This window comes from Cryobacterium sp. Y82, from assembly GCF_002929495.1.
Lineage (GTDB): Bacteria > Actinomycetota > Actinomycetes > Actinomycetales > Microbacteriaceae > Cryobacterium > Cryobacterium serini.
Window position 1 is genome coordinate 193,528 of record NZ_PJJJ01000031.1, and the last position, 11,583, is coordinate 205,110.

At 64.8% G+C, this 11,583-nt stretch carries 7 protein-coding genes; 1 reads left to right on the forward strand and 6 read right to left on the reverse strand.

Annotated features, from left to right (window positions below):
* Window positions 1-2: 2 nt before the first annotated feature.
* Window positions 3-2,294 (reverse strand): FdhF/YdeP family oxidoreductase, encoded by a 2,292-nt coding sequence (locus CXY70_RS08820; RefSeq protein WP_104191988.1) that lies wholly within the window; start codon window positions 2,292-2,294, stop codon window positions 3-5.
* A 168-nt stretch (window positions 2,295-2,462) separates the two neighbouring features.
* On the opposite strand from CXY70_RS08820, the gene CXY70_RS08825 reads away from it, so the two are divergent.
* Window positions 2,463-2,915: a hypothetical protein gene (locus CXY70_RS08825; RefSeq protein WP_104191989.1), complete on the forward strand. Its 453-nt coding sequence runs from the start codon at window positions 2,463-2,465 to the stop codon at window positions 2,913-2,915.
* Here the strand turns inward: CXY70_RS08825 and CXY70_RS08830 are convergent.
* From CXY70_RS08830 to CXY70_RS08850, 5 genes are all read right to left on the reverse strand, one after another.
* The gene (locus tag CXY70_RS08830) at window positions 2,912-3,451 is read right to left on the reverse strand and encodes a hypothetical protein (RefSeq protein WP_104191990.1); all 540 of its coding nucleotides are present in this window, start codon (window positions 3,449-3,451) and stop codon (window positions 2,912-2,914) included. The genes CXY70_RS08825 and CXY70_RS08830 overlap by 4 nt on opposite strands.
* 243 nt (window positions 3,452-3,694) lie before the next feature.
* Window positions 3,695-7,081: an ATP-binding protein gene (locus tag CXY70_RS08835; protein WP_104191991.1), complete on the reverse strand. Its 3,387-nt coding sequence runs from the start codon at window positions 7,079-7,081 to the stop codon at window positions 3,695-3,697.
* Window positions 7,078-7,767: a DUF4194 domain-containing protein gene (locus CXY70_RS08840; protein ID WP_104191992.1), complete on the reverse strand. Its 690-nt coding sequence runs from the start codon at window positions 7,765-7,767 to the stop codon at window positions 7,078-7,080. Before CXY70_RS08840 ends, CXY70_RS08835 begins: the two co-directional genes overlap by 4 nt.
* Window positions 7,760-9,271 carry a DUF3375 family protein gene (locus CXY70_RS08845; RefSeq protein ID WP_158250943.1) on the reverse strand — a complete coding sequence of 504 codons (1,512 nt, stop codon included), beginning with the start codon at window positions 9,269-9,271 and terminating at the stop codon, window positions 7,760-7,762. The genes CXY70_RS08840 and CXY70_RS08845 overlap by 8 nt, the downstream gene beginning before the upstream one ends.
* Before the next feature lie 59 nt (window positions 9,272-9,330).
* Window positions 9,331-11,439, reverse strand: coding sequence for a prolyl oligopeptidase family serine peptidase (locus CXY70_RS08850; protein ID WP_104191994.1), 2,109 nt, complete (start codon window positions 11,437-11,439; stop codon window positions 9,331-9,333).
* Window positions 11,440-11,583 lie beyond the last annotated feature (144 nt).

The window sequence follows — 11,583 nt, forward strand, 5'->3', positions numbered from 1 at the left end:
ATTCACGCAGCACGCTCCAGTCGAATAATGACAGCCTTCGACACCGGTGTGTTGCTGCCGTCGGCGACACTATCGAGCGGCACGAGCACGTTCGCCTCCGGATAATAAGCGGCGGCGCAACCGCGCGGTGTCGGGTATGCAACCAGCCGATAGCCGCGTAACACCCGGTCGACGTTGTCACTGAACTCGCTGTGCACGTCGACCAGATCGCCATCGACGAAACCTAGGGTGAGCAGATCTTTCTTGTTGATGAAGACAACATGGCGACCCTTCTTGATACCGCGATAGCGGTCATCGAGGCCGTAGATGGTGGTGTTGAACTGGTCGTGACTGCGCAGCGTCTGCAGCACCAGACGCCCGGGCGGTACTTCAAGATACTCCAGGGTGTTCGTGGTCAGCATAGCCTTGCCGATCGGGGTGTTGAAGGTGCGCGAGTCCCGCGGCCCGTTCGGCAACATGAATCCGCCCTCCTGCCGGATGCGTTCGTTGTAGTTCTCAAATCCCTCGACCACGTGGGCGATGTGGTCACGAATACGGTCGTAGTCGGCCTCGAATCCGGCCCAGTCGACCGCGACCGAGTCAGCGAGCACAGCGCTGGCCAGTCGCGAAATAATCGCGACCTCCGAGAGCAGGTTTGATGCGACCGGCTCGAGCTTTCCCCACGACGGATGCACCGCACAGACTGTGTCCTCCACGGAGACAAACTGCACCCCGCCGGCCTGCTCGTCGATTTCGGTGCGCCCCAGGGTCGGTAGTATCAGCGCCTCCTCGCCGGTCACAGCATGCGAGCGATTCAGTTTGGTGGAGATCTGCACGCTCATTTCGGTGCGTTGCATGGCGGCCTCGGCAATGCCGGTGTCGGACATGGCTGCAACGAAGTTGCCGCCAAGCCCCACCCACACCTTCAACTTTCCGTCGCGCATCGCACGCACTCCGTAGACGGCATCAACGCCGTGCTCGCGCGGCGGGTTGAAACCGAACTCGGCTTGCAGGGCATTGAGGAAAGCCGGCGGCATCTGCTCCCAGATACCCATGGTGCGGTCACCCTGCACGTTGCTATGGCCACGAATCGGCGAGGCACCGGCACCGGGCTTGCCGATGTTGCCGCGCAGCAGCAGCAGGTTGATGATTTCCTTGACGGTATCTATGCCTTTTTTCTGTTGCGTCACCCCCATCGCCCACGTGATGATCACCCGATCAGCGCTTAGGTAGCGTTTGGCCAATTCGTCAATTTGTGCCGCGCGCAAGCCGGTTGCGGCCAACACCATCCGCTCGTCAAGTTCGGAGAGATGCTGCCGCAGCTCGGTCAGCCCGTGGCAGTGTTCGTCAAGAAAAGCCTGGTCGAGGACGGTTCCTGGGGCAGCGTCCTCGGCGTCGAGCACCCGCTTCGAGACGGCCTGCAGCAATGCCATGTCGCCACCGAGGCGAACTTGCAGAAACTGGTCTGCTATCTCGGTGCCATGGCCAATCACTCCGCGCACCCGCTGCGGGTTCTTGTAGCGGCGCAGGCCGGCCTCGGGCAGCGGGTTGATCGCAACGATCTGCGCGCCAGCATCTTTGGCTTCTTCGAGCGCGGTGAGCATGCGTGGATGGTTGGTACCAGGGTTTTGACCGATGATGATGATGAGGTCGGATTTCGCAAAGTCGTCGTAGCTGACCGTGCTCTTGCCAATGCCGACGGTCATGCCCATGGCCCAGCCGGTGGATTCATGGCACATATTGGAGCAGTCCGGCAGGTTGTTGGTGCCGTAAGCGCGCGCGAACAGCTGGTACGCGAATGCGGCCTCGTTGGAGGCGCGGCCACTCGTGTAGAAGGCGGCTTGGTCGGGCGAGTCAAGACCGTTGAGCTTGGCGGCGATCATGCGAAAAGCCTCGGGCCAGCTGACCGGACGGTAGTGGTCGCTGCCGGCTGGCTTGTAGACGGGTTCGACAAGTCTGCCCTGCATGCCAAGCCAGTATTCGCTCTTCTCCCGCAGGTCTGTCAGGGAGTGTTCGGCCCAGAAGTTGGTCGGGATGGTGATCGGGGTGGCCTCCCAGGTGACCGCTTTGGCACCGTTCTCGCAGAATTCGAAGGTCTTGCGGTGCCCGGGGTCGGGCCAGGCGCAACTCATGCAGTCGAATCCGTCTTTCTGGTTCAGCGATAGCAGAGCGCGCATTCCGCGCACAGCGCCCATCTGCGTGATCGCCGGCTGCATGGAGTGCAGCACGCCCGGAACGCCAGCGGCCCAGGCTTTGGAGTGGGTGACCTCGATGTCGATGTCTGTCACGTCATTGATCGGGGGTTCACTGCTCATGCTGCACCGCTCTCATCGCATTATCGCTTCGCCGCCATTACGGTCGACGCTGGCACGATACACCTACTGGGATGGAAGTACTTGTTTGCGCCGTGACTGTGTCATGCGACTGCGAACGAAAGAGGCTCAGCCTGGGCAGAGCGCGAGCAAACAATTACACTTCAGACAATGACTATCCAAGAATCTCGCGGAGCCAAATCGAGCCCGCGCCGTTCGCTGCCGCGGCTGCTCGGCCGATTGACACTCGGCGCCGCGCTGCTTTTGGCTGGAATCAGCCATCTCACATTCAACCGGGAGGCATTTCACGCGCAGGTCCCGGCGTGGGTTCCGCTGGACACCGACTTGGTCGTCGTACTCTCTGGAATAGCCGAGATATTGCTGGGAACCGCGTTACTTGCGCTGCACCGCTGGCGGGTGCCCGTCGGCTGGGTCGTCGCCGCGTTCTTCGTGGCCATTTTTCCCGGAAACATCTCACAGTTCGTCACGGCGACCGACTCCTTCGGACTGAATTCGGATCTGTCCCGGGGCATCCGCCTCGCCTTCCAGCCCCTGCTCGTACTGTGGGCGCTCTGGGCTACCGATGCGTGGCGGTCTTGGCGCGCAGGCCGCTCGGCGCCTTAAGGGGCGGTACTGATGGGGCGTGAGCGCAACCACATGCCCGACGAGGGATAAAACGGCAGCAGGAAATGCAAGAGGAGTCCGGACAGCGCCGTGACGATCACCGCTCCGATGGCGCCGAAATTAGTGAACTGGGCCTCGACGTTGACCCCGGCCAGCGTCGTCACAGTCCATCCCAGCGCCCACAGCGTGGCCATACCCAGGGCCCACAGCCAGCGTCGGCGCGTGCGCGGCGGCAACCCCATGGCCTGGGCTGCACCGAGCACGATCCCGGTGATCGCTCCCATCAGTGCCAACTCCGGCAGCGTCGTGCGATAGTCGACCACCGTCGAGCCCAGGAGCAGACCCAAGCCCAAACCAATGCCGGTCAGCGGAACCCAGTTCAGCGGGTTGAGACGACGCCGACTGACCATCACCTGACCGAAGCCGATGACGACCCCACAGACCGCGCCACCGATAAGGGCCGACACGGGGTTACTGACGCGCCCACCGACCGCCGTGCCGGCGAGGCCCGCGATCGGGAACGCGAGAAATCCCACGGTCCACAGTAACCAGGTCGAGAAAAATGTGGGGTTTCGGAAGCCGGGATTGCGATGAAGTCGCCGCATTCTGGTCAAGGTTCTGCTCCAGTCCAAGGTGCTAGTCGGTGAGTGCAGGCCAAGTCATGGAGGAGAATCTTGGACCGACATGCAGACATGCTACGCCCACGCCCACGTGGCACCTGATCGGCGGACCCCGCTGCGGCAACGGCACGTGCGCTTCCGCACGCAGTGCCGCCCGGACTACGCGGCCGACGCTCCGGCCACAACCAACTCAGGCGACGCCAACGGTGTGATGTACGAGTAACCGGTGGTCGTGTTCTTCGTGACCGACAGCACGAGCTGCATGGATGGTTCAAGCGCGGTGACCTTGTCGAGCGGAGCCCCGACGATGAGTTGAAAGCCGAGGCCCTTCCACGCGGCAACGGCTCGGCCGGCGAATTCAGCGTCGGATTTGACGAAGGCCTCGTCGAGGAACACGGGCGCGAAGCGCGGCCGGGTGCGGCTTTCATCGCCGAGTTGGAAGCGCAGGGCTGCGCCGACCACGAAAGCTACGAGCTCCTGCGACTCGCCGCCGCTCTTGCCGCCGAGGGACGAGTAGGTGCTGACGCGGGTGCCGTCCTGAGTCACGCGAACGGCCGTGATCTCGACGTGCTGGCGCACATCGAGCAGCACATCACGCTGGGACGTGGCGGTATCGTCAGGCCGTCGAATCACAGCCATGAACTGCTGGAGCCGAGTGAAGCGGTCCTCAGTTTGATCGTCGGTGAATTCTTCCGTCGCGCCGGAGGAGAGCGCCTTGAGCTCCTTGCGGAACGCGCTCGCGTCGTCGCGGTGCAGTCGGCGCAGCGAAATCTGTAGACGGTCGCGGGTTGCGCCGAATGGCAGGGTCGCGAGGATCTCATTGATCGGTCGCAACCGGTCTTCAATCTCTTCGATGGCCGTGTTAAACGCGCCGGTGAGCGGCACGAGGTCCTGCCCGCTCCACGCTGAGAGCCGGCGCTTCCATTCCTGGCGACGCTCAGAGAGGCCGAGTGTGCGAATGGCGTCGAGAATATCCGTGTAACTCGTGACCGATTCGAGCGCTACACCGATATTCGGGTCGGGCCACCGAGCCTGGTAAGTCTCGAAGATGCCCATCATGGTGGCCCGGTCGCGGGCGGCACTGTCACGATCCTGCGCCGATTGATTGATCAGCCGCTCACGCAGGCGTTTCAGGCCGCCGGAGAAAGCGGCGAGGTCGTTCTGGTCGGTGACGCGCGCGAACTGCTCATCGAGGTGCAGAGAATGTTCCAGCGACAGGGTCAGCGCGCTGCTCTGTTCAATCTGTTCGAGTCGATCATTCACCGCGTCCTGTGCGTCGACGATGCTGGCCTGCTCGTCGTTGAGCACAGCCGCGGCCTGATCGGTGCTGTGCTTGAGTTTCTGGGCAGCATCGAGCTCGAGGGCGAGCCGGGCCTCTTCGATACTGAGTGCACGCAGAAGATCACTGCTGGCCAGCATCCGCTCTTGTTCCGATTTCTTGCCCTGAATGCGTTCGGCCGCTGTCGCAACGTCAATGGTCGACCAGTCGGTGTCGAGAATGTACTGATGAGCGGCCAGTTGGTCGCGCAGTTCACCGAGTTGCTCAGTAACAGCGGATGCCCGCTGCGCGATCGCGTCAGCGGCCAGCCCCTGCGCGGCCACCTCTACGGCAATGTCTTCGAGCCGGGCGCGGCTGGAAAACCCGATGATGGACTTCTGGCCGGTGTTCCAGCCATGGGCGCCACGGGAACCGTTGCGCGTCTGCCCGCTCGGCGTCACCCGGGCGCCCTCACCAACCAGCTCGGACGGGTTGGCCACGCAGAGCGCGTCGATGTTCGACGACCGAAGGCGCCCCTGCACCCAGCTGCTAAACGGCGAGTCCTTCAGGTCGAGCTTGCCAGACACATACCGGGCGTCACCGGTCACGGCTTGATGCTGCTTCAGTGCCACGCCCTCGAAGTGGATGCGCAGAGGCAGCTGCAGCGGGTCGATCGCCGCGCTCAGGTGCGCCAGGCGCGTCTCATCGACGAGTAGAACCCGGACGACCGACGACAGGGTCACCTCGGCGGCCTGCCGCCACAGTTCTTCACCGGCGGCGATGTCGATGAGTTCGGCCACGAACGGCAGTTCCTCGGTCGGAATCCCCGCCGCTTCGGCGATCAGCAGCCGCGCCTGGTGCAGGGACTGTGGCACCAGGCTCTCGCGCCCGGTCAGGAATACGCGTTCCTTTTTGAGCGAGCGGATGCCCTCCTCCACGGGATACGCCTCACGCTGCAGTGCCGAGCGGGTCACCTCCAGGGCTGACTCGGCGGCGGCGAACTCGGCGGCAAAGCGGTTGGCCTCCCGCTGGGCGGCCGCGAAGGTAGCGACGGAATCGATCGGCGCCGCCAGAACGTGCACTCGCTGACGGAAATTTTCGTGCTCCCGAGCCACATCGTCGCGCTGGTCACTGAGGTGAACGAGCTCGGTCTGCAGCCGTTCGAGCACATCGCCGCCGTTGTCGCGCTCCTGCCGTTGCAACTCGACAACCCGGATTTTCAGCGCGGTCTCGGCGTCACGGGCCTGGACGAGGGCGGCCTGGTTGTCGCGGCGAGCTGCCCGGTTGTTGCCGGCGGCATTCTCAAGCAGGGTGTGCTCGGTGAGCAGCTGCCACAGCACAAAGGGGGTGTCCCCTGCCCGGTGCACACCGAAGGTGTCGACCAGTTCGGCTTTGGCAGTCGCGGCCTCGTAAGCCTGGTGCAGTTCGGGCAGGCGGTCGAGCACCTGGGCCTTCTGCGCCTCGGTGACCATGGCACCGTAGGAACGTTCCAGGTCTTCGAAGTGGTCGACCGCTTTGTCGGCGGCAGCGAAGGTCGCAGGCTCTTCGAGCACCATCGACTTGTAGAGTCCGTCGACCGTTTTCACCTGCTGGCCGGCCTGGATGCGGGCGAGCAGGCGCAAAGCCTTGCCGCCCTCGCCGTTGGCGCCGATGCCGAGCCGGGTGTACAGCGTTTGGGCGAACCCCGCGTAGGTGTCGAACACCTCGAGGCCCTCGAAGCGGGCCTTGAGGGCGCGCTTGTCAAACCTGTTCTCGGCACAGGAGGCGAGGTCGCGTAGGTCGAGGTGTCCGTCGGTCGTGACCATTTTCATGGCGACGTCGGCGAATTTATGGGCGCCACGCGGCACGAAGTAGGCTCGCAGCACGGTGAACCGGCGCTCGTTGTCGTCGATGAAGGTCATGGCGATGGCACCCCAGGTAGCCTCGTGCGCGCCCCGCAGCACCTGGTCGGTCAGCTCGCCGGTTGCCCCTTCCCGATTGGCGTCGGTCTTGCCACGCAGGTAGGTCATCAGGTTGCGCTGGTCGTGGCTTCGGGCTCGGCCGGAGCCGGCGTCGTTCGAGGCACCGTTGAACGGGGTGTCCGAGGGCATCATCAGCGCAAGGTAGGCGTCGAGCAGGCTGCTCTTGCCGGTGCCTGACGCCCCGGAGACGAGCGTGGCCGCGGCGCTGAAGTCGATCGCGTGGTGGCCGTGAAATCCGCCCCAGTTGACCAGTTGCATGGATTCGGCTCGCCACTGGGTGGTGCCCTCGGTGGCACCGTCGATGTAGAACAGCGGGGAATCGTTCATACGAGGGGCTCCAGGTGCGAGGCGGCGAGCGGTTGCGTATCTTCAGCACGGTTTTCCTGACGCAGCCAGTCCAGCAGTTCGCCGAGGCGTTCCACGGACAACAGCACTTCGATCACGGCCGAGATGCGAAACCGGTCTGGGTCGCTGGTCTTCAGCAGTACCCGTGCCTTGGCGAGGCTGTCGACCGCGGCAGCGGCCTTTCGGGCGTCACCGGAAAGGTCGGTGGCGTATTCCGGGCGAAAGTGTGCAACGTTCTCGACCAGGTTGTCCCGGTCGACGAGTACGATTTCCTGTCCGTTGGCCCGTTCGCTGCGAAAGCGCTGGCGCAGCAGTACAAGCAGAATTGTCTCCTCGCGGGTGTAGGCCACGTCGTGCAGCAGCGTCGGAAACCGTTCGCCGCCCTCCGCTAGGGCCTGCCTCTTGAAAGCGACCTCGTAATGGAGGTCAACGTGCAGGTCGAGGAAAACGTCGTTGAGGCGGGACTTGAGCAGGGTTTGCGACTGCAGCAGCGTCTGCCATTCGGCGGGCTGCAGGGCCGCCGAGATATAGCGGTGTTTCAGCAGCAGCACGAGAGTGCGGCGCTGCGGGGCGCTCAATCCGCCCTCGTCGCCCTCGAACAGGGAGAGGGTCTGGGGGTCGCTGTCGATGCCGGTAGCGGTGCCCTCAGCCGAAAAGTCGTCAATCATGCTGGGAACCCAAATTCTGGGCGGCCAGGGCCGCCATGTCGTCGTCGGTCAGGGTGCGGCGCGGCACGTCGAATACCCGCACCGAGCCATCCGGTCGTATCGTTTTAAAGCTCTCCAGCTCGGCCGGGCTGGTCGAAGCATTCAGCTGGGCGGCCAGTTGCAGCAGGCCGAGAATCTCGACCGGGCGGCGCAGGCTTGCACCAAATCCGTTGAAGGCGCTGCCGACGGATGCTGCCTCCCCCGCCCCGAAAGCGGCCACGAGGGCGTCGCGCAGATCTTCGAGCAGTGGCCCGCCCTGGAGGCGCAGGTCGCCGAGGCTCGGTGCTGTGGGAGCAGCGTCGGAAACGTCGGCCAGCGCGGGCGGTCCGAGATGGGCGACCGGATCGTAGAAACGTTCGCGCAGGTGTTCAACCTCGAGAGTGCCAGGCATGAGCTCGGTGGCGACAGTGGCGCGGGGGCCGGCGGTCTGCATCCAGACGGCAAGTTCGCGGTTGATGCCCCGCAGTACGAGCTCGAGCTCGCGATCTTTCACCACGTCGTGGTTGACGATGTGCTCGCGCAGGGTGGTCGTGAGTCCCTTGCGCTGGGTGAGAACGTCGTCGATACCCTTGCGCAGCAGCGTCACCGTGCTCATGAAGCTGCGCCGTTCGTTCAGGCCCAGTTCCAAGGCGAACGGATGCAGCAAAATCGTCTCCAGATCGTCCTTCAGACCCTGCATGAGAGTGTCGTTGCGCAGCAGGGTGAACGCTCCCTCGAAGGCGCGACCCTCAGCGGTCGAGGACATGAGGGCATCCGTTTTGGCCAGGTAGTCGTCGAGAACCTCGCTGATCGGGCGTTCCTCGCCGCGAAAGTCATTAACGATCTGCCGGTGCATGGCCGCGACCGACTCCTCGACCCGTTTGAAGTCGCTTGGAAGCTGCTGGATAAGGTCGATGAGGTTGGCGTAGCCCTCGTGCATCTGCTCGTTCGAGGCCGCTTCGATAGCGCCGCCGCGAGCGAGACGATCGCGCTCGCTGGTCAGTTCGTCGATCTGCTGGTCGAGGCGGCGAACCCGCTCTTCGCGATCGGGGTTGGCCTCGGTGGCCCGGTGGCGCACGGTGTCGACGATCGTCGACAGCCTGGATTCGCTGATCAGCGCCCGATCGCGCGCGAGACTATCGACCAGAAGCAGGGCTTCGAGGGCGTGGCTGGTGAGCGAGTAGTGTTCTTCGCTCCCGTCGCCCGCGTCGCGGACTTCGCGGTACAGCCAGAGGTCGTTCATCCACTGCACGCACAGGGCACGGCCGGTCTTCTCGGGGGCGTCGACACCGGTGCTGCGGAGGTCGGCGAGGTAGGCATCCACCTGGGCGTGCAGCAGCTCGCACGCCACGCTGCGGCGGTCCCGGCTGAACGAGCTCTTGAACACCGCGAGCACGAACGGCGCCCATTTGCGGTCGAGCAGGCGCAGGGTCGGTTTGTCGAAGGCTTCGCGTACCCGCGCCAATTCGCTCGCAATATCACTCAATAGCTGGTTCCTCTCCAGCTCTCCACTTTAACCGACTGGGCGGGTTGCCCCTGACCCGCTCAGCCGAGCAGGCTCGGCCGCTTCCAGTCGGCGCCGTGCACGTGCTGATCGAGAAAGGCAAAGACGGTCTGGTACCAGACGACGGCGTGCTGCGGCTTCAACACCCAATGGTTCTCATCGGGAAAGAAGAGGAACTTGTGCTGGGTGCTGCCGTCGGCATTGGCGTGGTGCTCGGCGAGCTCCGACCACAGTCGCAGGCTTTCGCCGATCGGCACCCGGTAGTCGTGGTCGCCGTGAATCACGAGCATGGGGGTGACAATGTCGCGCACGGCCTGGTGCGGCGAATTGTCAACCATGCCCTGCGTCGAAAAGATGCTCTGCCAGTACTCGGAGTTGTCGGTCGTGCCGTTGAACTGGTCGAGTGCCCAGAGGCTCGCGTGGCTGACGATGGCGCGGAATCGGTCGGTGTGCCCGGCGACCCAGTTGGCCATGTATCCGCCGAAGGATCCGCCCATCGCTGCCGTGAGGGTCTCGTCAATCTCGGGGAGGGCTTCGGCGGCATCGGTGATCGCGAGCAGGTCGGTGTAGGGCTTAACGCCCCAAGCGTTCCAGCCGCGCGCAATGAAATCGAGACCGTAGCCGGTGGACAGCGCGGGGTCGGGCAACAGCACAGCGTAGCCGCGGGCCACGGCGAGCAGCGGGCTCCATCGCCAGCTCCAGGCGTTCCAGCTGTTCAGCGGTCCGCCATGGATCCACAGCAACAGCGGGGCCGGATGCTGCGCCGAGGCTCCGTCAGGCAGCAGCAGCCAGGCGCGCACCCGCGCTCCGTCCTCGGCGAGGGTCTCGACCTCGGTGATCGTGCCGGGAACGTCGGGCAGTGCGGCCGGTGTGGCCAGCCTGGTGACGGAGCCGGAACGGCTGATGCGCACCGGATGCGCCGGTGTGACCCACGAGGAGCGCAACGCCACGAGGTCACCGGTCTGGGCGTCGACGCACACATTGGTGTAGCTGAAGTCATCGGTGGTGAGCTGTTCCGGGGCCCCGCCGTCGAGCGGTACCCGAAAGATGGGTCCGCGGCCGTTGTGGTCGGCGGTGACGATGAGGGACTGGTTGGATTCGCCCGGAGCGCCACCGTTCGGCGCGTCGAAGACCAGGCTGGTCGGCCAGCGGTCCCATTCGGTGGCGAGGCGGCGGGGGTGGCCGCCGTCGAGGTCGGCGACCCAGATTTCCTGGTCAGCCGGGCCTTCCGGGGTACTGACGGCGGACCTCACGAAGGCGATCAGTCGCCCGTCGAGGCTGATGGCGGGTGCCTCGAAGTCGACCTTCGGTTCGTCGAACAGCGTGGTCTGGGTGCCGGTCGAAACGTCGATGGAGACCAGAACGTAGCGGCCGGAGCGCTGCTCGGCCACCCGCCGGGCCACGATGAGGGTTGCTCCGTCGGGGGTCAGTGCCTGGCCGGCGGTGTCCATGGTGCGGCCGGGGTTGGGGGTGAGGTCTCGGGGACGTGGCAGATCGGCGGGGTAGGGAGCGGGGGCATCCGCTGGGGTAACGCTTGCGGGGCCGACGATCGTGTCCTGCAGGTCGGCGAGGTCGAGTGCGAGCAGGTGCGGCTCGGCGGGGCCGAGGTCGTGGTCCCAGTAACGCACCGGGTAGCTCTCGTGCAGAATGGCCACGACCTTCTTCTCGGTGCGTTCCGTGCGTGCGACGCTTTCCGATTCGAGGTCGAGGGCGCTCGGCAGCAGGTCGGCGGCGATCACAAGCGAGTTGGCGGCCACGGCGACCGCGGCAATACCGGATACTCCCCCGGCGAGGCGAGTGATAGCGCGGGCCTCCCCGCTGGCGGCGGGCAGCAACCAGAGCTGGGCGGCCTCGGTGTCTTTTTCTGCACCAGCATCGGGCCGGCCGGAGACGAACAGAACGTCGCCCGCAGCGGTGAAAGCCGCCCCCGATTCGCCCTTAGCCGACCGGGTCAGACGGGTCGGAACCCCCGTGCCGTCGGCACCGACCGACCAGAGTGCCCGCTCGTAGGTCGTGCGATCACGGGCGAGTGTGGCGACGGTCAGCACGACGCGTGCTCCGTCGGGTGAGAGGGTGAGACTTTCCACGCGGGGCAACGCGATGTAGTCGTCGAGGCTGGAAAATGGCGTGGTGTGGGACTCCGATGTCATGGTTGCAGGCTAGCGGATGCGGATGCTTGCCCTCGTGCTCACCATGAGTGGCACCGTTTGTCTAGGTGCGCCAGGGTGGTTCGGGGCTGGGGGTGTTGGCGCGGTGGGTGTGGGCGGGGCACCAGGTTTGGGTGGGGTCCCAGA

What these genes read in the sequence shown, in the direction of transcription:
- CXY70_RS08840 (WP_104191992.1), bottom strand. Translation starts at nt 7,767, where the DNA reads ATGATTGACGACTTTTCGGCTGAGGGCACCGCTACCGGCATCGACAGC.
- CXY70_RS08825 (WP_104191989.1), top strand. Translation starts at nt 2,463, where the DNA reads ATGACTATCCAAGAATCTCGCGGAGCCAAATCGAGCCCGCGCCGTTCG.
- CXY70_RS08820 (WP_104191988.1), bottom strand. Translation starts at nt 2,294, where the DNA reads ATGAGCAGTGAACCCCCGATCAATGACGTGACAGACATCGACATCGAG.
- CXY70_RS08835 (WP_104191991.1), bottom strand. Translation starts at nt 7,081, where the DNA reads ATGAACGATTCCCCGCTGTTCTACATCGACGGTGCCACCGAGGGCACC.
- CXY70_RS08850 (WP_104191994.1), bottom strand. Translation starts at nt 11,439, where the DNA reads ATGACATCGGAGTCCCACACCACGCCATTTTCCAGCCTCGACGACTAC.